Origin of the sequence: Staphylococcus sp. HMSC056G08, assembly GCF_001812305.1 — a bacterium.
Classification (GTDB): domain Bacteria; phylum Bacillota; class Bacilli; order Staphylococcales; family Staphylococcaceae; genus Staphylococcus; species Staphylococcus simulans.
The window spans coordinates 215744-241189 of record NZ_KV808525.1 but is presented as its reverse complement, the minus strand read 5'-3'; the positions used below and the strand labels follow the sequence as shown (position 1 = coordinate 241189).

The window sequence follows — 25446 nt, the reverse complement described above, 5'->3', positions numbered from 1 at the left end:
TGTACTTGAGGTTAACTGTTACTGACGGTTGCCTTATTTTTATGCTATAATATCAATATGAAATAGTTGTTCCATGAAACGACTCGGTCATCGGCACAGACCGCTTAAAGTGTCTACATCACATTAACTGAGCATTCATATGACGTTGCTGACGAGCGACATAGCTCTGTGTCCTAAAATAGGGTAGGTTGATGTGGTGTATATACATAACAAGACCCACCTAATTAAAGGTGGGTTTTTTGTGTGTGGTTTTGTATGTTAAATCACAGGTGCTTTCCCTCCTGGTGAACAGTACAACACTTTAAAATGTTTACAAGCACAACATAACCAAATCGCTGCACATAGCCGCATGGTAAACTTATTTAAATCAAAAGGTTATGAAGGTGAAATTGGTTTAGTTCACGCATTAACACAATTCTACAGCATCGATGATCAACCATTAAACCAAATCGCTGCTTACAAACATGATATCTTTATGAATGGTTTCATGTTAGACGGAACATTCCTAGGTTACTATACTCCAGCTAAATTAACTGTAGTAAGAGAAATCTTAGGTGAAGAATTCGAACAATTAGATATTCGCGAAGAAGAACTAGAAGAAATCCGTAAAGCTGCACCACAACTTGACTTCTTAGGTATTAACTATTACCAAAGTAACTGGATCAAATACCATAATGAAGAAAGCTATATTCACCATAATGGTACAGGCGATAAAGGAACTTCTGTCTTCCGTGTTAAAGGTATCGGAGAAGTTGTTAAAAATGAAGCAATCCCTACAAATGACTGGGATTGGTACATTTATCCAGAAGGTCTATATGACATGATGGAACGTATTAAAAACGACTATCCTAACTACAAAAAAATCTATGTTACTGAAAACGGCCTAGGCTACAAAGATGTACTTGAAGATAACGGTGAAGTACATGATGACGAACGTATTGACTATGTAAGACAACATATTGAAGCAATCGAACGTGCATACGCAGACGGTATCAACGTTAAAGGTTACTTCATCTGGTCACTACAAGATATGTTCAGCTGGTCAAACGGCTACAATAAACGTTATGGTTTATTCTATATCGATTTCGAAACTCAAAAACGTTATGTTAAAGACAGTGCGAAATGGTATAAACAATTATCAGACGACATTTATGGAAAGTAAATAAGTAAGGCAAAACCCCTCAGAATTTTCTGAGGGGTTTTGTTATATAAGTTGGTATAGAATATATGTTTGAAAGTTATTGCTTCGTATCTTTAAACTGCAGAATACGTTGACCAATTTGGTCTCTGACTTGTTGGAAAACAAACCAATCTTTGCCGGCAGGATCTTCAAAGCCCCAATGTACTTTTTTAACATGCTTAGGGACGACAGGACAATGTGTCTCCGCATGATCGCATAACGTCACAACGAGTTTGGCTTTGTTTAATAAATCAATATCGATTTTATCAGAGGTTTGATCGCTGATATCAATGTTAACTTCTTGCATCGCTTTAACCGCGAGAGGATTCACACCATGTGCTTCAATCCCTCCAGACATAACAGTCCAGTCGTCTCCAAGTATCACTTTTCCGAAACCTTCTGCCATTTGGCTGCGACATGCATTGCCTGTACAAATAAAGTAAATAATAGGTTTATCCATATGTGTTCCTCTTTTCTAATTAAGTAGTAGTGAGAGATATAGACCGATAAGTGTGATGAATAGGACAGGTAATGTCACAATCACACCTGTTTTTAAGTAAACACCCCATGAGATTTTGACGCCTTTTTGAGCTAAAACATGTAACCAAAGTAATGTTGCGAGCGAACCGATAGGGGTCATTTTCGGCCCTAAATCAGAACCAATCACATTCGCATAAATTAAACCTTCTTTGATGATACCTGAGGCATGTGCTTGATTAATCGCAATCGCATCAATCATGACAGTTGGCATATTGTTCATAATTGCGGATAAGACAGCTGATAAGAAGCCCATGCCCATAATACCACTCAATAAACCGTGTTGTGAGAAGTTGTCTATGATGTTTCCTAACAACGCAGTAATACCTACATTTTTAAGTCCGAAGACAACTAAATACATACCAAGTGAAAATAAGACAATGTTCCAAGGTGCGCCTTTAATAACTTGTTTTGTGTGTACAGCTTTAGAGCCTTTTGCGAGTACTAAGAAAGCTAACGCAACTACGCCTGCGATGAATGATACAGGAATATTTAATGACTCGCTGATGACATAACCTATGAGTAATACTGAAAGCACAATCCAAGCTATTTTAAATAACTTATCATCTTTAATCGCACTACGGGGTGACTTGAGTGTTGTATCATCGAAATGTGTTGGGATGGCTTTCTTAAAATATAGATAAAGCACGATAATACTGGCTACAAGCGCAAAAAAATTGGGCAGTAACATATGTTTCATATACTCAATGAAACCAATATTAAAGTAGTCAGCAGAGACAATATTGACTAGGTTACTAACGACCAAGGGTAGGGAAGTCGCATCCGCAATAAAACCACTTGCGATAATGAACGGAAAAATTACACGTTGATTAAAGTTCAAATGTCGCACCATCGCAAGAACGATAGGCGTTAATATTAATGCTGCACCATCATTGGCAAAAAGTGCCGCAACCACAGCACCTAATAACATGATATAAACAAACATCTTAATCCCGTTACCTTGTGATGCTTTTACCATGTGTAAAGCTGCCCATTCAAAGAAACCAATCTCATCTAAGATTAAAGAAATGATGATTAATGCGATGAATGTGAGTGTCGCATTCCATACAATCTGTGTCACTTCACCGACATCGCTTAATGTGACAACACCAGTGATCAAGGCAAGCACAGCACCTACAAGCGCTGTAATACCAATATCCAGCCCTTTAGGCTGCCATATCACAAAAATTAAGGTAAGTATAAAAGTTGTTATGGCTAGAAAAGTCAAAGTCGTTCTACTCCTTTATGAATGTTGTGACATGCACAACTAGGTTGAGATGTACCTATATCATGGAGTTGATCTAAGAGAGAAGTATAGGTTTCTGTATTCAAATGATAGTAATGTTTATTACCATCTTGGCGTTTATTAACTAAATGATTATCCATTAAAGCTTTCATATGATGACTTAGGGTAGGTTGTGTCACTTGAAAGTAGGTCAATAAATCATTAGCACATAATTCACCACAAGATAATAAATTGAGTATTTCTAAGCGAATAGGGCTCGATATCGCTTTTAAGTATGTAGATAATGTTTGATAGTTCATTAAATCATCCTTTCTTTAATAGAGTATCAACTATATAGATAACTGTCTATATAGAAAACATAAAAAAACCTAGCAACCAAAAGTTGCTAGGCAAGATAGTGATTCGATTTATTATTTAACTGGGTTAGCAGTTTCATCTAATACTTTGTTTAAGCTTTCGATGTTAGCTTTACCTTCAGTACGGAACCATTCTACAACAGCATCTTCGCCTTCTGAGAAGTGGTCAGTAGCACCTCTCCATGTAGCACGGCCACATAATACACCATTGAATGTAGAACCAGATTCTTTAGCGAAGTATAAAGTTTTTTGGAATAAGTCTGCAGATACACCTGCGCTTAAGTAGATGTAAGGTAAGTTAGTTGAAGCAGCTTGTTCTTTGAATGCTTGAGCAGCTTCTTCTTTAGTGAATAATGCTTTTTCACCGAAACCTTCAACATAGTTCATGTTTACAGGAACTTCTACTTTTAATACGTCTACGTTGAAACGAGGTTCAGAGTATTTTTTCATTGCTTCGTTTACTTTGTGTGCTTTTACTTTCGCATATTCTTCAGAACCGCTGTCTGCGTTGTTAGCGTCATAAGAAACGATTTCTAAGAATAATGGTAAACCTTCAGCTACACATTCAGCACCAACACGTTCAACGAAAGCTTCTTTTTGATCGTTGATTGCTTTGTCTTCGTCGATGTCAACATAAACTAATAATTTAACAGCATCTGCGCCAGCTTCTTTTAAACGTTTAACAGACCATACATTTAATAAGTCAGGTAAACGTCCTGGTTCTGAAGCATCGTAACCAGTTTTTTCATAAGCTAATAATAAACCAGCATTTTTAGCACGAACTTTAGTTGCTGGAAGACCATATTCAGGGTCTAATAAGATACTTGAAGCGTATGGTGTTAACTCTTCAGATACATGTACTTTGAATTGTTCTAAATCTTCTGTTTTAGCATCTTCACCTAATAAGCGTTTTAAAGCGCCACGTTGGTCGATTGCTAATGCAGCGATGTAGTTTTTGTCGTTTAATAAAGGTTTAATTGATTTTGTCATGATGAATGCTCCACCTTTTCAATAGTTATTTGATTACTGAATTTCTCAAAGTTATTTAAGTCAATGTGGCCAGTTCGTGCTTCTAATGCATTGGAAATACCAGCAGCCATAGCGTATGTTGCTGATTCTTGGATAGAAGCGTCTTTAGAGATGCCATAGCTGAAACCAGCTAAACTACTATCTCCAGAACCTACTGGGTTGATTGCAACGACTTTAGGAATATCAACGTTATAGACTTGTGCTTCATGACGTAGTAATGCACCATTTTTACCTAAAGATAATAAGATATACGGAATATGCGCTAAGCTTTCGTCTAATAATTGATTGGCTAAGTCGATGTTGTCTGAATTAGTAATTGCTTTGATCTCTTCATCATTTGGTTTGATTAAGAGAGGAGGGCAATGTTTTGAATGATTAACAGTATAGTTTAATACTTGTCCTGAAGTATCTAAACAAACTGGTACATTCTGTTCATTTGCGACTTCTAACAATTTGACGTAATAGTCTTCAGGGAAGCCTTTAGGTAAGCTGCCTGAAATCGTAATTAAGTCAAAGTTAGAGATAATCGAATTGAAGTGTTCTAAGAAGCGGATTTGAATTTCTTCTGGTTGCAATGCACCGCTTTCTAGAATTTCAGTTTGACTATTTTCGCTTGTAACGGCGATACATAAACGAGTTGAAGCTGGAGAAACAGTGAAATCATGTTGGATTTTTGTTTCATCTAAGTTGTTAGTTAACCACTCGCCGAATTTACCGCCGATAATTCCTGTACATGTAACATCAATTCCTAGTTCACTCGCAACACGTGCTACGTTGATGCCTTTACCGCCAGCTGATTTGTAATCTTCGGTTGCACGTTGAACTGAATTGATTTCGAAGTGTTCTAATGGGTAATTGATATCAATTGCAGGATTTAATGTAACGGTTAATAGTTTGAATGTCATTAGTCGTGATATTCTCCGTTATTCCATTTAGTTAAGAAATCATCGAACATATCTGGAGTGTAATGAACATCTTCAGGTTTTAAAGTTTCATCCATTGCTTTGATGATCGCTTCTTTTTCTGGAGTTGGTTCATATTCTGTTTCTGCAAATGTATCAACGATGTTTTTGATTAAGTCAACACCTGTAACCATACCGCCAGCTGCGATGACATTACAGTTGTATTCGCTTCTTGCTAAACGTGCACTTGTTGCATCACGAACTAATGCAACACGAGTTCCAGGTACTTTAGTTGCACTTGCACTGATACCTACACCAGTACCACATAATGCAACACCAAAGTCTACTTCACCTGTAGCAACTAAATGACCGATACGTGTACCGTAGATAGGGTAGTGTGTACGTACATAGTCATAAGTACCGACATCAATAACTTCATGTCCGTTATTTTTTAAATAAGTAGCAACTTCTGCTTTAATATTTGTAACAATATGGTCACAACCAATAGCAATTTTCATAATTTAATATCCTCCTATTAACATAAAGAATTCAACATATCTACTCTGATTTGGTGTCGTCCAGCGTCGTAGCCTGCTTTTAAGAATGCTTTTACGCAGTTTAATGCGTTTAATTTACCTACAACTTCGCTACCTAATACGATAACGTTTGTATTATTGTGTCTATGAGTCATTTTTGCTGATTGCTCATCTGAAACCGTTGCTGCAATAATATTTTTTTGTTTGTTCGCAAAGTTGAAAGGTGCAATACCGTATTTGTCGATGACAATGGCTTTAGTACCTTCGTGTTCTTGGACATATTTAGTAACCTCAAGTGTAATTTCAGCAATGTTAGTTGCTTTACTGTTTACTGATAAGTCCTCGATTTCGTACTCAGCATCTGCTAAAGATTCTAAAATGAAATCTTTTAATTCTTTTGACTGTGAATCACTATGAATAACAATAGACATAATAAATCCTCCTGTTCGAAAATGTTTGATTTTTTCTTATCTAGAATATACACTTCAAGGGGTAATTTGTCAATTTGATAGATTGTAAAAAATAAGTAAATCTATTGATAAAAGGGAATTTATAAGAAGATAAGAGGGGATATTTCAATAATTAGACAAAAAGAAAACGCACACGTTTCGTGTGCGTTAATGTTCGTATTAAATTATAAGATATCAGTATAGTTTTGATAATTCTCTCTGATTGTTTGCGAAATATCGTCATCTGTAATAATCGCATCTAAATGATCGATTTGATAGAAAACTGAAAAAGCACGTGTATTGAATTTTGAACTATCCGAAACAAGATATTTTTTCGAAGATTGGTTCAAAATAATTTCATTGGCTTTTCCTTCTTCTTCATTCGCAGTTGTCGCATCATTATCGCTGATACCATTGACGCCAATAAATGCTTTATCAATATGTAATGACTCCAGCATTGTATTTGCGAGACGTCCGATAAATGAACCTGTTTTCTTTCGATAACGACCACCGATTAAAACAATATCCATATGTTCTAAGCCTTCATATTGTTCAAAAATATACAGTGAATTGGTAATGATATGTAAACGCATATCTTTAATGAAAGGGAAGATGGCTTCATTTGTTGTACCTGAGCCAATAAATACCGTATCTTCATTTTGAATCAGTCGGCTGGCTTTTTCAGCAATCATACGTTTTTTATCACTATTCAGCTGTTGTTTTTCTTCATTTGCAAGCTCGTTATAAAAGGTATGAGGTAAGACAGCTCCGCCGTGAACACGTACAAGTAAGGCTTTATGTTCAAGCTCTTTTAAATCACGTCGGATAGTCATTGCAGCCACGTCCATATCATTAGATAAATAACTGACGCTGACGCTTCCGTTTTCTTTTAAGATGGATAGTATTTTTTGATGTCGCGCTTCTTTTAAATTCATTATATTTCACAACCTGTATATTTTTTCGATTTCGTCATTATTATAGCATAATAATTTATTGGGAATGTACCATATTTGGTTTTATTTTGCATATGAGAGTGCCTCAAAGAACAGCTGTTTAAAGCGAGTTTTGTCTACTGCTAAAACAACGTTTACTGACTTTTCTTGAGCATTGTAATTCACAACAGTAGCACCGCGTGTGTAAGTGTCGTTTAATTCAATCGCAACTGCTGCATCTGCAGTTTTAAAGTGTTCTGGATGTAGTAGGTAAAGCATGGTATAAGCATCATATACAGCAATGCCTGTATCGAATTCATCGCCGTGGTAATGATTAAACATATGGGTAGTTTGATTAATAGATTTCAACTCGTTGATTGCAGTACTTGATAAACTAGCACCTCTTGCTACATCAAGTCCAACCATTGTGATAGGGAGACCTGCTTTAAAGACAATATCTGCAGCTTCAGGATCACAGTAGATATTAAATTCAGCAGCAGGTGTAACATTACCGCGTCCAGCACTGCCACCCATTAAAACAATCGCTTTGATATTAGATTTAACTTCTGGATACGTTTTAAAAAGCAAAGCGATATTTGTTAGAGGACCAATTGGCACAAGTGTAATGGGTTCATCAGATTCTAGAATAGTTTCTCGCATAGCTTCTATAGCTCGATTAGAGGCAAGTAATTCTGGTGAGGGTTCTGGAAGTTCATAACCACCCATACCTGTTTCACCATGTACGTGAGAAGCATCAATCGGTGCATTGATTAAAGGTGCGACTGCACCACGATGTACTGGAACATCGCTTTCAAAGAATGCTTTGAGTTGTAGGGCGTTTCGTGTAGTTTTATCTATATTGACATTACCATGTACGGTAGTAATCATCTTCACATCAATCTCAGGATGATTCAGTGCAATACTAATAGCTGCTGCGTCATCAATACCTGGATCAGTATCTATGATAATAGGGGTTGTCATATCTCTTTCTTCCTCCTTTAAAAAATAAAATAAGCTACTTATATATTTTATAATCCTTCTGCAAAATAGTCTAAAATTATGTATAAAAAAACTGGCAGGGGAGAAACCCCAGCCAGTTTTTTGTGCATCATATAAATACTGATATTACATATGAGCACTGTGTCCGCCGACCATAACCCAATAAGAACCGATAATAGTAATTAGGGTAATGATAATGGCGAAGATAACTTTGAATAATTGTGTGCGTCCATCTTTACCTTCAGTTAAATGCATGAACATTAATAATTGAAGGGCAGCTTGGATGAAAGCAAATCCAAAGATAATTGTAATCTTAGCGTTAAGTGCTAAAGATGTGTAAATCGTCACGTATACTGCTAATAGTGTCAAGACAATTGAGGCAATAAAGCCAACTGTATGTTTTGCTATTGTATTCATCCGCTATACACCATCCCTATCAAGTATACTGCAGTAAAGATGAAGACCCAAACAACATCTAAGAAGTGCCAGTATAAACTTACGATAAATAATTTTGGCGCATTGTCTTTATTAAGTCCACGCATTGCTACTTGGATTAATAGACAAATCACCCAACCGATACCCAACGAAACGTGGACACCGTGTGTTCCTAACAAGATGAAGAAACTTGACCAGTAAGAACCGATTTGTGGTGTTACACCTTGGTGTGCATAGTGTGCGAACTCGTAAATTTCTAAACCTACGAATAAGATACCAAGCAATAATGTGATAATCATCCAGATCATCATTAGTTTTTGCTTTTCTTTTCTCATGTAATAAATTGAAATACCACATGTATATGAACTGATTAATAACGCAAATGTCATTAATAATACTAAAGGCATTTCGAATAAATCAGTTGTTAACTTACCAGCGTAATCACCGCCGTGTTGCATGATAAGCAACGTCGCAAATAGTGTACCGAATAAAGAGAATTCAGCTGTTAGGAAGATCCAGAAGCCAAACTTGTTCAAATTACCTTCATGCGATTGCGCATCAATTGTTTTTGTATCATGCATGACTTTCAGCCTCCCGTTCTTTTTCACGAGCTTCACGAAGTTTTGCTTCAGTAGCAGCTACTTCAGAAGCTGGGATATAGTAACCATGGTCGACTTGGAAACTTCTGTAAATCATTGTACCTAATGTACCGATTAAGCAGATAATCGCTGGTACGATAGTTTCGAATGTTAAGAAGAAGCAACCAACAGTTAAGAAGATAGCCATGAAGAAACCAACTGGTGTGTTGTTCGGCATGTGGATATCTTTATAATTATGGTTGTCTAAGTAATGACGACCTTGTTTTTTCATATCTACAAATGTGTCTAAATCATCCCAGTCTGGAGTGATTGCGAAGTTGTACACTGGTGGAATTGATGAAGCTGTACTCCACTCAAGTGAACGTCCGATACCCCATGAGTCGCCTGAAGCGATACGTGGTGATTTAAGGTGACTGTAAACAATGTTAGCTACTAAGAATAAGAAGCCGATTGACATTAATAGTGCACCGATTGTAGAAATTACGTTTAACATGAACCAACCATCTGATGGCATGTAAGTGTATAAACGACGTGGCATACCGTCTAAACCAAGAATGAATTGTGGCATGAAACATACGTTGAATCCGATTACGAATAACCAGAAGAACGGAATGTTCAAGCGTTCATTCAATTTGTAACCCATCATCTTAGGATACCAGAAGATAAGTGCTGCTAAACAAGCGAACACAACACCACAAACTAATGTGTAGTGGAAGTGGGCTACTAAGAAGTACGTATTATGGTACTGATAGTCTGTTGAAGCCATTGCTAACATTACCCCTGTTACCCCACCGATTGTGAACGTTGGGATGAACGCTAATGAGAATAGCATTGGCGATTCGAAAGAAATTCGACCTTGGTATAGCGTAGCTAACCAGTTGAATATTTTAACACCGGTAGGCACAGCGATTAACATTGTTGAGATTGAGAAGAATGAGTTGATTAAAGGACCATTACCCATAGTGAAGAAATGGTGAACCCATACTAAGAAACTCAAGAATGCGATTGCTGATGTTGCCCAGATCATACTCTTATGACCGAATAAGTGTTTACGTGCGAACGTTGAAATAACGTCTGAGAAAATACCGAATGCTGGAAGGACAACGATGTAAACCTCAGGGTGCCCCCAAACCCAGAAGAAGTTAGCCCAAAGCATTGGCATACCACCATTAGCAACTGTGAAGAATTGAGTACCGAAGATACGGTCAATTGTCATCAATGCTAATGTAACTGTGAATACAGGGAATACTAGGATAATGATCAATGCTGTAACGAAAGTTGTTACTGTGAACATTGGCATTTCCATAAATTTCATAGTTGGTGTTTTCATTCGTAAAATTGTTACGAAGAAGTTAATACCTGTCATTAATGTACCGATACCTGAAAGCTGAATAGCTAATAGGTAGTAGTTAACACCAGGACCTGGACTGAACTCACCAGCAAGTGGTGCATAGTTTGTCCAACCTGCAGCAGGTGAACCACCAATGATGAATGACATGTTGAATAGTAACATTGCTCCGAAGAATAACCAGAAGCTAATGTTGTTCATTACAGGGAATGCAACGTCGCGTGCACCAATTTGTAAAGGTACAACTACGTTCCATAAACCGAAAATGAATGGCATTGCCATGAAGATGATCATGATAACACCGTGTGTTGTAAAGATTTCGTTATAGTGGTTTGATTCCAAGAACGGGTTGTTCGGAATTGTTAATTGCGTACGAATTAAAATTGCATCAATACCACCACGGACGAACATTAATACAGCACAAATCAGATACATTAATCCGATTTTCTTGTGGTCAATTGTTGTAAACCACTCTCTGTAAAGATATTTCCATAACTTAAAGTACGTGATTACTGCGATTACCCCGATAACTAGGAATGGCGCACCAATTTGTGCCATTGTGATCATCCAGTTACCTTGAACGAGTAATTCATGCCATGGGAAATTCATTAATGTTCACCTCCATGATTTTTCTTGTTAAGCTCTTCAGCTTTTTCATCTTTAGCGCCTTTTTGAGCTTTTTCCATTTCGTCCATATTATGAGATTCTTCTTTCTTGAATTCATTATTATATGGTTTGTCGTTAGGTAAGATCATAGCATCCATACCGTGTCTCTTATACATAGCGTTTGTAATTTGAGATTTACGAGCAGGATATTTTGAATCTGGTTTGCTTAATACGCCTTCAGTTACATCATAGAAGTTTGGATCTTTTGGAGTGTAATGGAAACGTTTATAAGCGTAGAAGATGTATTCAGGGTCAGCAGCTGGATCTACGAAGTCCATGTGAGTACCACTGAATGTCAACTCTTCATTCTTAGTTGTAGGTAGTAATTGTTTATCGAAAGTATCTTGAGAAAGTTTAGGTTCTTTCTTAGCTTTTTCTACCCATTTGTTGAATTCTGAGTTGCTTACTGCATGTACTGGGAATGTTTGACGAGCGAAACCTTCACCATTGAAGTTTGAGTTACGTCCACGGAACGTACCTTCTTGGTCAGCTTCTAATGTCCATTCCATTGTCATTGCAGTCATTGCATATTTTTGACCGCCAAGTTGTGGAATCCAGAAACTTGTCATTGTATCCATAGATTGCAACTTGAATACAATCGGACGATCTTTTGGAATCGTAATGTGATTCACTGTTTCAATTTTTTGCTCTGGATAAGCAAAGAACCATTTGAAACCTGCGCTTGTTGCATAAACGACGACAGGGTCTTTGTCTTTTGCAGGCGGTGCATCGTACTCATAAAGTGTTTTGACTGTTGGAATAGCCAAAGCAAGTAAGATGATAAATGGTACGGTGAACCAAATAGTTTCTAATAAAGCACTGTGATGTACTTTACCTGATTGTGTTGTATTTGTGTATCGGTATTTGTAAGCAAATACAGCGAATAGAATAAATACAACCGCAACAATAACAAGCATAAAGATGATTGAATAAATGATCAGCCATTTTAAACTGCTTGCCATTGGCCCTTTTGGGTTAAGTACTTCCATATGTTCACAACCACTGAGTAAAATCAGTGAGCCGAACAATAGAAGCAAAGACTTAATTTTTGACACTTTATTGACCTCCTAATACTACAATTGTAGGGCTTAACAATAATTTTAGTTTATTATGCAATATTTACAAGTGGGTATCCGCAACTTTTTTACATAAAAATAAAGAAAGCCTTACAGACACTAGGCCTGACGGGCTTTCACAGATTTGTTAAATTTATGTGTCCATTTTGTGAATACTGACAAAAATGACAGAAAGCACAAAAAAGGGCGCTGTAGTTGAGAATGCTTATCAATTAAGGGGTTGAAAGCGCTAGCGCCAAAAAACAAAATAATTATTTTTAAATAGATTTTATCGACAAGTTACTTGACTTCTATGTAGCGTTCAGAAATATCTTTCGCTCCATCTGAATCAATGACTTGATATTCGACTTTGTATTTACCAATTTTATTTGTATCGACATGACCATTGACGATAATCTGATCAGTCAAATCTCCGTCTTCTTTATCATAAGCGCTGATTCCATTCAGTAAGTTGTAATTTTCGCCTTTTTGAATAATCGCATCTTCAACACCTTTAAGCTTTGGTACAGAGTTATCTGTAGCTTCAGCGTTTAAATTGGGTGTTACTAATGTAGCAGACACACCAAGTGCTGAAAGTGACTGTAATAGTTTGTTCATTGTTTAGACCTCCGTATTCAATGGCTAATCATTAAAGCGTCATATTAATCAGTTCAATCACGAATATTTGCGATTGAACTTTGTATTAGGTTCAATATACCGTGTTTGTTTCTTTATTACATCCTACTACGGACCTAATCTTTATCACAAGACTAATTTTACAGAATAATTATGAAAATCAGATTAAAATAACGTTAAGTTTTCTCAGTTGTCAAATATTTACTGAGAAAAAAGCGGGAATATTTAGAAACAATATATAGGAAAGAAGTTAAGGGAGGGATTTATGCTAAATAATAATGGGGGTCGTACTTTATTTCATTACTAACACAGGATTTTGAGTCCCGCACATGTAAGAAGAATGCTTTAAATAAAAATCATTATAATACGTTTTAAGTTTGTCATATTGTTTATACTTAATTGTGAAAAGAATATGAAGAAATATGAAATAAAATTGTCTATTATGTGAACTAGATTCTTAATTGTTTTAATTTCGTCATATTCGTATTATGATGAAATTGAGTCGAAGAGGGAGTGAAGTTAAATGTTATCTGAAAAAGATATGGATATTATTAAACAAACAGTACCAGTTCTTCAAGAAAAAGGTGTGGAAATTACGTCATTCTTCTACAATAGAATGTTCAATGAACACCCAGAGTTACGCAACATGTTCAACCAAACTAACCAGAAAAAAGGTTTGCAATCCACAGCCTTAGCTCAAACAGTCTTAGCTGCAGCAGCAAACATTGAACAGTTAGGTGCAATTATGCCTGTAGTTAAAGAGATTGCTTACAAACACGTTGCATTACAAGTACCTGAATCAGGTTACAAAATTGTTGGTGAAAACTTAATCGCAGCAATTATGCACGTTTTAGATTTAAAAGAAGAAGATCCAGTGATTCAAGCTTGGATTAACGCATACTGGGAAATTGCAGATGTATTCATTCAAGTAGAGAAAGACATGTATGCTGAAATGTTATGGGATGGTTTCCAACCATTCACAGTTACAAACATTGAAAATGTCGCTTCAGATATTAAAGCATTTACAGTTTCATCAGATAAATATGATTTACGCAACTTTGAAGCAGGTCAATATATTACAGTTGATGTTTCAAGTGATAAATTACCATACAGAGCAAAACGTCACTATTCAATCGTTTGCGGAGATGAAGATACGTTAACATTCGCAGTTAAACGTGATGTTTCTGAAGACAGTGAAGGTGAAGTTTCAACTATCTTGCATGACGAAGTGAAAGTTGGAGATGATATCAACTTAACTGCGCCAGTAGGTGCATTCAGATTGCATAACACTGACAAAAACCAATTATTCTTAGCATCAGGTATTGGTGTAACACCATTAGTGTCAATGTATGAAAAAGCAATTGAAGTCGGTGTACCGAACATTCAATTCATTCACAATACAACTGATGTTAATGATGTACCATTCTCACAACGTTTATCTAACGATGCAGCAGAAAATGATAATGTGACTTATGAAATCCATGATCGCAAATCAAATGGCTACATCACTCAAGAAGATTTAAAACAGTATGTTACAGAAGATACAGAAGTTTATGTATGTGGCGGTATTTCATTCTTGAAATCAATCGTCAATGAATTATATGAATTAGGTTTAGACAAATCACAAATTCATTTCGAAACATTCATTCCACGTTTAAGCGTAGACGTTTAATTTTTACTGAAATAATAATCTGAATTATAGAGAAGGAGCTGTTCATTCCGAATTTTCGGAAGGGACAGCTCCTTTTTGTTTGGTTCATGAATCGAGCATAAAAAGTGTTCACACGTCTTGAATATTGATATGATGATAAGAAAAGAAGGGGGACATATTCATGGATAAAACAGTTAAATTATTAAAGGACTTAACAGACGTGAACGGAATTGCCGGTCACGAATACAAAGTAAAACAACTGATGAAAGATTATTTGAAACCTGTTTCAGATGAACTGGTTGAAGATAATTTAGGTGGCATCTTCGGAAAGAAAAAAGCAGAGAAAGGTTCAAAAACTTTAATGCTTGCCGGTCATTTAGATGAAGTTGGATTTATGGTGACTAAAATCGACGACAAAGGTTATTTGAAATTCACGCCTGTCGGTGGTTGGTGGAACCAAGTAATGTTATCTCAAAAAGTAACTGTAACAACAGATGATGACAAAGAGATCAGAGGGATCATCGGTTCTAAACCTCCACATGTCTTAACGCCTGAACAACGTAAAACACCAATTGTTATCAAGGATATGTTTATTGATGTAGGTGTAGCTTCAAAAGAAGAAGCTGAAAAACTTGGTATTGATATCGGTGACATGGTAACACCATACTCTGAGTTCGAAGTATTAGGTGATGAGAACTACTTAACAGCAAAAGCATTTGATAATCGCTTCGGCTGTGCACTTGCTGTAGATACTTTAAACAATCTAAAAGACGACACAGTCAATGTTAACTTAGTATCAGGTGCAACAGTTCAAGAAGAAGTTGGTTTACGTGGTGCGAAAGTTGCGGCGAATAAAATCAAACCAGATTTAGCTATTGCAGTGGATGTCGGCATTGCTTATGATACACCAGGAATGGGCGGCGGTGATCATGAAGCTGAACTTGGCAAAGGACCATTAGTCGTACTTATGGACGCGACAGCAATCGGTCATTCTGGATTTAGAAAGCACGTGAAAAAAGTAGCACAAGACAAAGGTATTGAAATCCAATGGGATACAACACCAGGCGGCGGCACAGATGCAGGCAGTATCCATTTAGCACATGAAGGTATTCCTTCAATCGTTGTGGGTGTTCCGCTTCGTTACATGCATTCAAATGTTTCTGTTATGCATAAACAAGACTACTTGAACGCTGTACAATTAGTGACAGAAATCGCTAAATCACTAGACGACGAAACAATCGAACAAATTATTTGGTAAACCATTTTTCAATCGTCTATTTCACGCAAATGATTATAAATAAAAAAGAGCGGTCGGTACTTGCTTCAACATGAAAGCAAGCCTACCGCTCTTTTCTTTAGGTACCCCTCAATGTACCTTTACTGAAAAGTTAAGATTTTATTTATCTAAACCTCTACGCATTTTTTCAGCTAATAACGTATTGTTTAACACCATTGTAATTGTCATTGGGCCAACGCCGCCTGGAACTGGTGTGATTGCGCCAGCAATTTCTTTTACTTCATCATATTCAACGTCACCTTTTAGTTTGCCATTTTCATCTGGTGTGTTACCCACATCAATGACAACTGCGCCTTCTTTAACGTCGTCTTTTGTGACTAAACCTGGACGACCTACAGCGCTGACAATAACGTCTGCACTTTTAAGATGTTTGCTCATGTCTTTTGAACGAGAGTGTAAGATAGTCACTGTCGCATTTTGTTGTAATAATAGTTTTGAAACAGGTTGTCCAACGATATGAGAACGTCCAATAACAACTGCTTCTTTACCTTCTAAATCAATATCCGCATTTTTCAATAATTCCATAATACCTAGTGGTGTACAAGGTACGAATGTTTGTTCATCAATATACAATTTACCGATGTTTGCTGGGTTGAAACCGTCAACGTCTTTTGCTGGGTTGATAGTTTCTAGAACTTTTTGTTCGCTGACTTGTTTTGGAAGAGGTACTTGAACCAAGATACCGCTGACAGAGTCATCGTTGTTTAAACGTTCTAATTCATTTAATACTTCTTCTTCTGAAGCTGTTTCTTCTAAATGAACAATTTCAGAAATCATGCCGATTTTTTCAGCAGCTTTCTTTTTTGATCTTACATAGCTCATGCTTGCGCCATCGTTACCTACAAGAATAACTGATAGTTTCGGCGTATAGCCCTCTTTTTTCAACGCTTCAACTTGATCTTGCAATCCTTGACGATAATCTTTAGCAATTTGTTTGCCATCTAAAATTTTTGCAACCATGTGTAAATTCCTCCTAATAATTTTTCGAACTTTCATTAGTGTTTTGAAGTGTAATACAACTATTTTACATGAAAATCCGGAATTTTAATTGAATTTTCATGAGAAAGTTCGATTTTTGATTGAAAAAGCATGACTTGATTTGTTATGCTATATCTGTAATATACAACTTACTAGATTAAAATTTCAAATAATTGAAAGGGTGTTCAATTTGAAAGTGGCAGTTATTATGGGCAGCTCATCTGACTGGGATATGATGTCAGAAAGTTGTCAGATGTTAGATCAATTTGGAATCCCGTACGATAAGAAAGTCGTTTCAGCACATCGTACACCAAAACTGATGTTTGATTTTGCGACAGAAGCAAGATTGAACGGTTATGACGTTATTATTGCAGGCGCAGGCGGTGCAGCACACTTGCCTGGTATGGTTGCTTCAATGACGACATTACCAGTAATCGGCGTTCCGATTGAATCTAAGAGTTTGAAAGGTTTAGATTCATTACTTTCAATCGTCCAAATGCCTGGCGGAATTCCAGTTGCAACTACTGCAATTGGTAAAGCAGGTGCGAAAAATGCTGGAATCCTTGCAGCGAGAATCTTAAGTATTCAAAGCGATGAAGTGAAAGAGAAATTAGAAGCTTATCAGCAATCACTAGTAGATAAAGTAGGAGAGATGCAAAGTGAACTTCAGTAAATTAAAGTTTGGATCAACTGTCGGTATTATTGGCGGCGGACAACTTGGCAAAATGATGGCACAATCTGCTCAAAAAATGGGCTTTAGAGTCATCGTCTTAGATCCAGACAAAGAAGCACCGTGTCAATATGTAGCACACGAATTTATTAATGCAGCTTATGATGACCTAGATGCATTAAGACAACTTGGTGAAGCTTCTGATGTTGTAACATATGAATTTGAAAACATTGCTGCAGATCAATTAGAAACACTCACAAAAGAATTTAATGTTCCTCAAGGCTATCAAGCCATCCATTTATTGCAAGACCGTTTAACTGAAAAACAAACATTAGAATCAGCAGGTACGAAAATCGTTCCGTATGCACAAATCACAAATGCTGAAGATTTAGAGCATGCTGTTGAAAAATTAGGTTATCCATTTATGGTGAAAACACGTTTCGGCGGTTATGACGGTAAAGGTCAAGTGCTAGTACGTTCAGAAGAAGATTTAGCAGAGGCCGAATCATTAATCAAAGTACAAGAATGTGTAGCAGAAAAATTCTTAGACCTTTATAAAGAAGTGTCATTAACTGTGACAATTGGAAATGGCGGTCAAATCGTTTATTTCCCATTACAAGAAAACGAACATCGTCACCAAATTTTATTTAAAACAATCGTACCCGCACGTTCTGATAAAGAAGCAGAAGCACGTGCAGAAGTGGATAAAATTAAAGAAAAAGTGCATTTTGTGGGTACATTTACAGTAGAGTTCTTTATTGATAAAGATAACAACTTATATGTAAACGAAATTGCACCAAGACCTCACAATTCTGGTCATTATTCTATTGAAGCTTGTGACTTCTCACAATTTGATACACACATCTTAGCGGTTACGGGTCAAAAATTACCAGAACGCATTGAAATTTTAAAACCAGCTGTCATGATGAATTTGCTTGGTAAGGATTTAGATTTACTTGAAGATGAATTCGGCGATCATCCTGAATGGCATGTTCATATTTATGGCAAAGCATCTAGAAAACCAGCACGAAAAATGGGTCACATGACAGTTTTAACTGATGACATTGATAAAACTGAACAAGACATGTTGGCAACCTTTAGAGGAGGAGCAAAATAATGTCATTATTATACGAAGGTAAAGCAAAACGAATTTTCTCAACAGATGAAGACGGCGTATTACGCGTGGAATACAAAGATGAAGTGACTGCCGGCAATGGTGCGAAAAAAGACCATATTGACGGTAAAGGCCGCTTAAATAATAAAATCACTTCAATCTTGTTTGAACACCTTAAAGAAAAAGGCATCAAAAGCCACTTTATAAAACAAACGTCTGAGACTGAACAACTTGTTCAATCTGTAGAAATCATTCCGTTAGAAGTGGTCGTACGTAATATTGCGGCAGGTTCTATCACAAGACGCTTAGGTTTTGAAAAAGGACAAAAATTTGAAACACCACTTGTAGAATTCTTCTATAAAAATGATGCTTTAAATGACCCTTTAGTGACAGATGACCATGTAAGATTATTAAACATCGCAACAACTGAAGAAATTGCACAATTGAAAGAAATGGTATTAGGCGTTAATAAAGCGTTAGTTGAATTGCTTGATAGTATCAACCTACGTTTGATTGACTTCAAAGTAGAATTCGGCCGTACAAAAGATGGTCAAATTCTTTTAGCAGATGAAATTTCACCAGATACTTGCCGTATTTGGGAAAAAGACAGTGACACTAATTTTGACAAAGACGTATACCGTGAAGACCGCGGTTCAATTATCGAGACTTATCAAACTTTCTTAAATAAACTGGAGGATCTTAAATAATGAAAACTATCGAATTGCACATCACATTACAACCACAGGTATTAGATACACAAGGACAAGCACTTAACCGTGCCGTACATGACTTAGGCTATAACCAAGTGAATGATATCCGTGTAGGTAAATTACTTTACATGACAGTGGACGAAGCAACAGATGAAGCGGTTCATAATATCGTTACAACTTTAAGTGAAAAATTATTTGCGAACACAGTCATTGAAGAGTACAGCTATAAAGTAGTTGACGAAAAGGAGAATGCATAATGAAATTCGCAGTACTTGTATTCCCTGGATCAAACTGTGACAGAGATATGTTGAACGCAGCTTTGAAAACAGGCGTAGACGCAGAGTATGTTGATTATCGTGAGACATCATTAGAAGGATTTGATGGGGTGTTAATCCCTGGCGGTTTCTCATTTGGTGACTACTTACGTTCAGGTGCGATGGCGAGTGTTGCACCAGTTATCAAAGAAGTGAAACGTTTTGCAGATGAAGGCAAACCAGTATTAGGTGTATGTAACGGATTCCAAATCTTAACAGAAATCGGTTTATTACCAGGTGCGTTATTACACAACAGTTCACATTTATTTGTGAGCCGTAACGAATCATTAGAAGTTGTAAATAACAACACACCATTCACAAAAGCATATGCTGAAGGTGAAACAGTAGTATACCCAGTAGCTCATGGTGAAGGCAGCTACTACTGTACAAAAGATATGTACAAAGAATTAGAAGATAATAATCAAATTATCTTGAAATATAAAGATAATCCAAATGGTTCTTACCACGATATTGCTGGTATTGTTAACGAAAAAGGTAATGTGTGCGGCATGATGCCTCACCCAGAACGTGCATTAGAATCAATTTTAGGAACAGACGATGGCGTGAAATTATTTGAGTCAATGGTAAATAGTTGGAGGGAACAAAATGCCTAAGTTTATTGAACCAAGTATCGAAGAAATTAAATCAGAACATTTATACCGTGATATGGGATTAACAGACGCTGAATATGATAAAGTTGTCGAAATTTTAGGTCGTCAACCAAACTTTACTGAAATTGGTATTTTCTCTGTAATGTGGAGTGAACACTGCTCATACAAACACTCAAAACCATTCTTGAAACAATTCCCTACAACAGGCGAACATGTCTTAATGGGACCTGGTGAAGGTGCTGGTGTTGTAGATATCGGTGATAACCAAGCGGTTGTATTCAAAGTTGAATCACATAACCACCCATCTGCGATTGAACCTTACCAAGGTGCAGCAACAGGTGTCGGCGGTATTATTCGTGACATCGTATCAATCGGTGCACGTCCAATCAACTTATTAAACAGCTTACGTTTCGGTGAATTAGATGAAATCCAAAACCGTACATTATTACGTGGTGTTGTAGCAGGTATCGGCGGATACGGTAACTGTATCGGTATCCCAACTACAGCAGGTGAAATCGAATTCGATGAACGCTATGATGGTAACCCATTAGTTAACGCAATGTGCGTAGGTATCATTGATCACGATAAAATCCAAAAAGGTACAGCTAAAGGTGTCGGCAACTCAGTTATCTACGTTGGTTTAAAAACAGGCCGTGACGGTATCCATGGTGCAACTTTCGCATCTGAAGAATTAAGTGAAGAAAGTGAAAGCAAACGTCCATCAGTACAAATCGGTGACCCATTTGTAGGTAAAAAATTGATGGAAGCAACACTTGAAGCAATCACTTACCCAGAATTAGTCGGTATCCAAGATATGGGTGCAGCTGGTTTAACATCATCTTCTTCAGAAATGGCAGCTAAAGGCGGCAGTGGTTTACACATGCAGTTAGAAAAAGTACCTGTACGTGAAGAAGGAATCTCTCCATACGAAATGATGCTTTCTGAAACACAAGAACGTATGTTGCTTGTTGTTGAAAAAGGTACAGAACAAAAATTCTTAGACTTATTTGACAGACGTGAATTAGATAGTGCTGTTATCGGTGAAGTTACGGATACAGATCGTTTCGTATTAACTTATGATGATGAAGTTTATGCAGACATCCCAGTACAACCATTAGCAGATGAATCACCTGTATATATTTTAGAAGGTGAAGCAAAAGAATATAACACATCTAAAAACGACTACAGCAATGTAGATGTTAAAGATGTATTCCATAAATTATTAGCACATCCGACAATTGCGTCAAAACGTTATTTATACGAACAATATGACCAACAAGTTGGTGCAAACACAGTTGTTAAATCTGGTTTACAAGCATCTGTAGTACGTGTTGAAGGTACAAACAAAGCAATCGCTTCTACAATCGATGGCGAAGCACGTTATGTATTCAACCAACCATACGAAGGCGGTAAAATGGTCGTTGCTGAAGCATACCGTAACTTAATTGCTGTAGGTGCAACACCATTAGCAATGACAGACTGCTTAAACTACGGTTCACCAGAGAAAAAAGAAATCTATCAACAATTAACTGATTCTACAAAAGGTATGGCAGAAGCATGTGAAGTTCTGAAAACACCAGTTGTTTCAGGTAACGTTTCACTTTATAACGAAACAAAAGGTACTTCTATCTTCCCAACACCTGTAGTAGGTATGGTCGGCTTAATTGAAGACATCGATTACTTAAATGATTTCCACCCACATGCAGGTGATAAATTGTATGTTGTTGGTGAAACACGCGATGACTTCGGCGGCAGCCAAATCGAAAAATTATTATACGGTAAAGTCAACCATGAATCAGAAGCACTTGACTTATCAAATGAAGTTGAAAAAGGCGAACAAATCAAAGAAGCAATCAGAAGCGGCAAAGCGTCTCATGTACAAACTGTCGGTAAAGGCGGCTTATTGATTTCGTTAGCTCGAATCAGTGCACACTACGGTTTAGGTGTAGATGTAACATTAGACGTGACTGATGCACAATTATTCAGTGAATCACAAGGTCGTTACATTGTTGCAGTTAAAGCAGGACAATCATTAGATATTCCTAATGCACAAGAAATCGGAACTATCACTGAGGATGACAAGTTCAAAGTTACAAACGGTCAAACAACTGTAGAAGAAAACGTGTCGACGTTAAACGAAATTTGGGAAGGAGCAATTCCTCAATGTATGACATCCGCGGATTAAACGAAGAATGTGGAGTCTTTGGAATTTGGAATCACCCCCATGCAGCAACTTTAACTTACATGGCGTTGCATAGTCTGCAACACCGTGGTCAAGAAGGTGCTGGGATCGTGTGCTCAAACGGCGAATCGCTGTTTGGGGCACGCGGCATGGGTTTATTAACTGAAGCTATTTCAGACGCACAATTAGAATCTTTACAAGGATTCCAACATGCGATTGGACATGTACGCTATGCGACAACAGGTGCCAGTGAAATCGCCAATGTTCAACCTTTCTTGTTCAAGCATTCAAAAGGTGATTTAGGACTTGCGCATAATGGAAACTTAACGAATGCTGTTCAAATTCGTAAGGCTTTAGAATCTGAAGGCAGCGTCTTCCAAACAACAAGTGATTCAGAAGTATTAGCGCATTTATTAATCAGAGGCAAATCTCCAAGCATTAAATCAAACCAAAAAGCAGCATTGAATCAAGTTAAAGGTGCATTCAGCTGTGTCATGCTGAATACTAATCAACTTGCTGCGGTTAGAGATAACAATGGTGTACGTCCACTCATGTTAGGTGAAGTAGATGGTGCGTATTGTGTCGCAAGTGAAACATGTGCGTTCCAAGCAATCGGTGCAACATATATTCGTGACATCGAACCGGGTGAATTAATTACATTTAGCGGTGACCATGACATAGATTATGATACGTACACGAACCAAATTCACCATAATATGTGTTCAATGGAATATGTATACTTTGCACGTCCAGATTCAGAGTTCCATAAACACTCTATCTATAATGTGCGTAAAGCTTTAGGTAAGAAGTTAGCAAGTGAGATGGGTATTGACGCTGATATTGTTATCGGTGTACCAGATTCATCTTTACAAGCAGCAAAAGGCTTCTCTGAATACTCAGGTATTCCAAACGAACAAGGTTTATTGAAAAACCGTTATATCGGCCGTACGTTTATCACACCAGACCAAAGCGTTCGTGAAAAACAAGTACGTATGAAACATGCGCCGATCAGAGACGTCATTGAAGGCAAACGTGTTGTTGTCATTGATGACTCTATTGTGCGTGGTACGACAAGTAAATACATTGTGAAAGCATTAAAATCTGCTGGTGCGAAAGAAGTGCATATGGGTATTTCATCACCACCATTAGTCGATCCATGTTATTACGGTATCGATGTGTCTACACATGCAGAATTAATGGCAGCACAACATAGTGTCGACGAAATCAAAGACATGATTGGTGCAGACTCACTTACGTATTTATCTGTAGAAGGCATGCATGAAGTGTTTAAAGAATTTGACTCAAAAGGCGAGTGTGACGCTTGCTTTACAGGCAATTATCCAATTGAAATTGTAGATCATCAATTACCAGAAGTTAAAGAACTGAAAAGAAGAGGAGTGTAAAGCTGTGGCAGCAGATTCTTATAAAAATGCCGGTGTGGATATTCATGCTGGATATGAAGCAGTTGAGCGAATGAAGAGCCATGTGCAACGTACAATGCGTAAAGAAGTACTAGGTGGACTAGGAGGATTCGGTGCAGCGTTTGATTTATCACAATTAAACATGCAAAAACCTGTCTTAGTTTCTGGTACAGACGGTGTAGGTACTAAGTTGAAACTTGCGATTGATCACAACAAACATGACACAATCGGTATCGATGCAGTGGCTATGTGTGTCAACGACATTTTAACAACAGGTGCAGAGCCGCTTTATTTCCTTGACTATATCGCAACAAACAAAGTTGTACCTGAAGTCATCGAACAAATTGTTAAAGGTGTCAGCGATGGTTGTGAAGAAACAAATACAGCTTTAATCGGCGGTGAAACTGCTGAAATGGGCGAAATGTACCACGAAGGTGAATACGATTTAGCTGGTTTCGCAGTGGGCGCAGTTGAAAAAGATGAATACATCGATGGTTCAACAGTTAAACCAGGACAAGTAATTATTGGTTTAGCTTCAAGCGGTATTCACTCTAACGGTTACAGCTTAGTACGTCATTTAATTAAAGAATCAGGTGTTGATTTAAATGCTGAATTCGATAATGGTCGTACGTATTTAGACACTTTCTTAGAACCGACTCGTTTATATGTTAAACCTGTATTAGCTGTGAAAGAACAAGTGAAATTGCATGCGATGACACATATCACAGGCGGCGGTTTCTATGAGAATATTCCACGTGCTTTACCTGAAGGTGTCACTGCTGAAATTGACGTTCAATCATTCAATACACCTAAAGTATTCGATTGGTTACAAGAAGCAGGCAAAATCGCAACTGAAGAGATGTACAATATCTTCAACATGGGTATTGGTTTCACATTAGTTGTAGATGAAGCGGACGCAGATAAAACATTAGATATCTTAAAAGGTCAAAATGTTGAAGCGTTCAAAATCGGTAAAATCGTTGAAGGTAAAGAAGAACCTATCGAGTTAACGGGGGTTAAAGCGTGACTAAAGTAGCCATCTTTGCGTCAGGTTCTGGCAGCAACTTTGAAAATATTGCACAACGAGTTCAAGACGGCAGATTAGATAATATTGAAATCACAGCGCTTTATGTTGATCACGACGATGCATTCGCGATTGAACGTGCAGAGAAATTAAACATTCCTGTCCATGTGACACTTCCTAAAACTTTTGATTCTAAAAGCGATTATGAACAACGTTTATTAGAATTGTTAAAAGAAGAAGAAGTGGAATGGATTATACTTGCAGGCTATATGCGTTTAATCGGTCCAGATTTATTGAATGCGTATGAAGGCCGTATTTTAAACATTCATCCGGCTTTATTACCGAAATACAAAGGCATTGACGCAATTGGTCAAGCCTTTGAAAGTGGAGATAAAGTGACAGGTTCTACTGTTCATTATGTAGACAGTGGCATGGATACAGGTGAAATCATTGAACAAAGTCAATGCGACATCTATCCAGATGATACAAAAGCACAACTAGAAGAACGTATTAAAAATTTAGAATATGAACTTTATCCTAGAGTCATCGCAAAAATTATTCGATAAGAG

27 protein-coding genes are annotated in these 25446 nt (G+C 37.2%); 12 read left to right on the top strand and 15 right to left on the bottom strand.

Features of this window, described 5'->3' with window-relative positions:
* Positions 1-262 precede the first annotated feature (262 nt).
* Entirely contained in the window at positions 263-1162 is a 900-nt protein-coding gene (locus tag HMPREF2846_RS11875; protein ID WP_256274826.1) for a family 1 glycosylhydrolase, read from the top strand.
* A 76-nt stretch (positions 1163-1238) separates the two neighbouring features.
* Here HMPREF2846_RS11875 and arsC read toward each other — a convergent pair whose 3' ends face one another.
* The 14 genes from arsC to HMPREF2846_RS11805 form a co-directional block, all read right to left on the bottom strand.
* The gene (gene arsC / locus HMPREF2846_RS11870; RefSeq protein ID WP_070626699.1) at positions 1239-1640 is read right to left on the bottom strand and encodes an arsenate reductase (thioredoxin); all 402 of its coding nucleotides are present in this window, start codon (positions 1638-1640) and stop codon (positions 1239-1241) included.
* Positions 1641-1655: 15 nt separating this feature from the next.
* Entirely contained in the window at positions 1656-2945 is a 1290-nt protein-coding gene (gene arsB, locus HMPREF2846_RS11865; RefSeq protein WP_070626698.1) for an arsenite efflux transporter membrane subunit ArsB, read from the bottom strand.
* Positions 2942-3262 (bottom strand): ArsR/SmtB family transcription factor, encoded by a 321-nt coding sequence (locus HMPREF2846_RS11860; RefSeq protein WP_023015961.1) that lies wholly within the window; start codon positions 3260-3262, stop codon positions 2942-2944. Before HMPREF2846_RS11860 ends, arsB begins: the two co-directional genes overlap by 4 nt.
* A 111-nt stretch (positions 3263-3373) precedes the next feature.
* A complete protein-coding gene (gene lacD, locus HMPREF2846_RS11855; RefSeq protein ID WP_023015960.1) occupies positions 3374-4309 on the bottom strand; it encodes a tagatose-bisphosphate aldolase in 936 nt (311 codons plus the stop codon).
* On the bottom strand, positions 4306-5253 hold the full coding sequence (locus HMPREF2846_RS11850; RefSeq protein ID WP_002480480.1) for a 1-phosphofructokinase family hexose kinase: 948 nt from the start codon (positions 5251-5253) through the stop codon (positions 4306-4308). Before HMPREF2846_RS11850 ends, lacD begins: the two co-directional genes overlap by 4 nt.
* Complete coding sequence (gene lacB / locus HMPREF2846_RS11845) at positions 5253-5768, bottom strand: galactose-6-phosphate isomerase subunit LacB (RefSeq protein WP_002480481.1); 516 nt, start codon at positions 5766-5768, stop codon at positions 5253-5255. Before lacB ends, HMPREF2846_RS11850 begins: the two co-directional genes overlap by 1 nt.
* A gap of 17 nt (positions 5769-5785) precedes the next feature.
* Positions 5786-6217, bottom strand: a complete 432-nt coding sequence (locus HMPREF2846_RS11840) for an RpiB/LacA/LacB family sugar-phosphate isomerase (RefSeq protein WP_002480482.1) — start codon at positions 6215-6217, stop codon at positions 5786-5788.
* Between the two features lie 203 nt (positions 6218-6420).
* Entirely contained in the window at positions 6421-7170 is a 750-nt protein-coding gene (locus HMPREF2846_RS11835; RefSeq protein ID WP_060803890.1) for a DeoR/GlpR family DNA-binding transcription regulator, read from the bottom strand.
* An 81-nt stretch (positions 7171-7251) separates the two neighbouring features.
* The gene (rihC, locus tag HMPREF2846_RS11830) at positions 7252-8148 is read right to left on the bottom strand and encodes a ribonucleoside hydrolase RihC (protein WP_070626697.1); all 897 of its coding nucleotides are present in this window, start codon (positions 8146-8148) and stop codon (positions 7252-7254) included.
* Positions 8149-8292: 144 nt separating this feature from the next.
* Positions 8293-8583, bottom strand: a complete 291-nt coding sequence (qoxD, locus tag HMPREF2846_RS11825) for a cytochrome aa3 quinol oxidase subunit IV (protein WP_002480486.1) — start codon at positions 8581-8583, stop codon at positions 8293-8295.
* Positions 8580-9182, bottom strand: a complete 603-nt coding sequence (qoxC, locus tag HMPREF2846_RS11820) for a cytochrome aa3 quinol oxidase subunit III (RefSeq protein ID WP_002480487.1) — start codon at positions 9180-9182, stop codon at positions 8580-8582. Before qoxC ends, qoxD begins: the two co-directional genes overlap by 4 nt.
* On the bottom strand, positions 9175-11157 hold the full coding sequence (gene qoxB, locus HMPREF2846_RS11815) for a cytochrome aa3 quinol oxidase subunit I (RefSeq protein ID WP_002480488.1): 1983 nt from the start codon (positions 11155-11157) through the stop codon (positions 9175-9177). The genes qoxC and qoxB overlap by 8 nt, the downstream gene beginning before the upstream one ends.
* Positions 11157-12269, bottom strand: a complete 1113-nt coding sequence (gene qoxA / locus HMPREF2846_RS11810) for a cytochrome aa3 quinol oxidase subunit II (protein ID WP_002480489.1) — start codon at positions 12267-12269, stop codon at positions 11157-11159. Before qoxA ends, qoxB begins: the two co-directional genes overlap by 1 nt.
* A 300-nt stretch (positions 12270-12569) precedes the next feature.
* On the bottom strand, positions 12570-12887 hold the full coding sequence (locus HMPREF2846_RS11805; protein ID WP_002480490.1) for a DUF5011 domain-containing protein: 318 nt from the start codon (positions 12885-12887) through the stop codon (positions 12570-12572).
* A gap of 541 nt (positions 12888-13428) precedes the next feature.
* Here HMPREF2846_RS11805 and HMPREF2846_RS11800 point away from each other — a divergent pair.
* Together HMPREF2846_RS11800 and HMPREF2846_RS11795 are read left to right on the top strand one after the other, a co-directional pair.
* Positions 13429-14577 (top strand): globin domain-containing protein, encoded by a 1149-nt coding sequence (locus HMPREF2846_RS11800; RefSeq protein WP_070626696.1) that lies wholly within the window; start codon positions 13429-13431, stop codon positions 14575-14577.
* A 160-nt stretch (positions 14578-14737) separates the two neighbouring features.
* A complete protein-coding gene (locus tag HMPREF2846_RS11795) occupies positions 14738-15814 on the top strand; it encodes a M42 family metallopeptidase (RefSeq protein ID WP_070626695.1) in 1077 nt (358 codons plus the stop codon).
* 138 nt (positions 15815-15952) lie between these two features.
* On the opposite strand, the gene folD is transcribed toward HMPREF2846_RS11795, so the two are convergent.
* Positions 15953-16813, bottom strand: a complete 861-nt coding sequence (folD, locus tag HMPREF2846_RS11790) for a bifunctional methylenetetrahydrofolate dehydrogenase/methenyltetrahydrofolate cyclohydrolase FolD (RefSeq protein ID WP_070626694.1) — start codon at positions 16811-16813, stop codon at positions 15953-15955.
* Positions 16814-17021: 208 nt separating this feature from the next.
* Between folD and purE the strand changes: the two genes are divergently transcribed.
* Genes purE through purN form a run of 9 tightly spaced genes read left to right on the top strand, consistent with a single transcriptional unit; the run spans position 17022 to position 25443 of the window.
* Positions 17022-17504, top strand: a complete 483-nt coding sequence (purE, locus tag HMPREF2846_RS11785; RefSeq protein ID WP_002480494.1) for a 5-(carboxyamino)imidazole ribonucleotide mutase — start codon at positions 17022-17024, stop codon at positions 17502-17504.
* The gene (gene purK, locus HMPREF2846_RS11780) at positions 17491-18618 is read left to right on the top strand and encodes a 5-(carboxyamino)imidazole ribonucleotide synthase (RefSeq protein WP_002480495.1); all 1128 of its coding nucleotides are present in this window, start codon (positions 17491-17493) and stop codon (positions 18616-18618) included. The genes purE and purK overlap by 14 nt, the downstream gene beginning before the upstream one ends.
* The gene (purC, locus tag HMPREF2846_RS11775; RefSeq protein WP_002480496.1) at positions 18618-19322 is read left to right on the top strand and encodes a phosphoribosylaminoimidazolesuccinocarboxamide synthase; all 705 of its coding nucleotides are present in this window, start codon (positions 18618-18620) and stop codon (positions 19320-19322) included. The genes purK and purC overlap by 1 nt, the downstream gene beginning before the upstream one ends.
* Positions 19322-19582 carry a phosphoribosylformylglycinamidine synthase subunit PurS gene (purS, locus tag HMPREF2846_RS11770; protein WP_002480497.1) on the top strand — a complete coding sequence of 87 codons (261 nt, stop codon included), beginning with the start codon at positions 19322-19324 and terminating at the stop codon, positions 19580-19582. The genes purC and purS overlap by 1 nt, the downstream gene beginning before the upstream one ends.
* Positions 19582-20253 (top strand): phosphoribosylformylglycinamidine synthase subunit PurQ, encoded by a 672-nt coding sequence (gene purQ, locus HMPREF2846_RS11765; protein ID WP_070626693.1) that lies wholly within the window; start codon positions 19582-19584, stop codon positions 20251-20253. The genes purS and purQ overlap by 1 nt, the downstream gene beginning before the upstream one ends.
* Positions 20246-22435, top strand: a complete 2190-nt coding sequence (purL, locus tag HMPREF2846_RS11760) for a phosphoribosylformylglycinamidine synthase subunit PurL (protein ID WP_070626692.1) — start codon at positions 20246-20248, stop codon at positions 22433-22435. Before purQ ends, purL begins: the two co-directional genes overlap by 8 nt.
* Complete coding sequence (purF, locus tag HMPREF2846_RS11755) at positions 22414-23835, top strand: amidophosphoribosyltransferase (RefSeq protein WP_002480500.1); 1422 nt, start codon at positions 22414-22416, stop codon at positions 23833-23835. The genes purL and purF overlap by 22 nt, the downstream gene beginning before the upstream one ends.
* A 4-nt stretch (positions 23836-23839) precedes the next feature.
* Entirely contained in the window at positions 23840-24880 is a 1041-nt protein-coding gene (gene purM, locus HMPREF2846_RS11750; protein WP_060803898.1) for a phosphoribosylformylglycinamidine cyclo-ligase, read from the top strand.
* Positions 24877-25443, top strand: coding sequence for a phosphoribosylglycinamide formyltransferase (gene purN, locus HMPREF2846_RS11745; protein WP_023015953.1), 567 nt, complete (start codon positions 24877-24879; stop codon positions 25441-25443). Before purM ends, purN begins: the two co-directional genes overlap by 4 nt.
* Positions 25444-25446 lie beyond the last annotated feature (3 nt).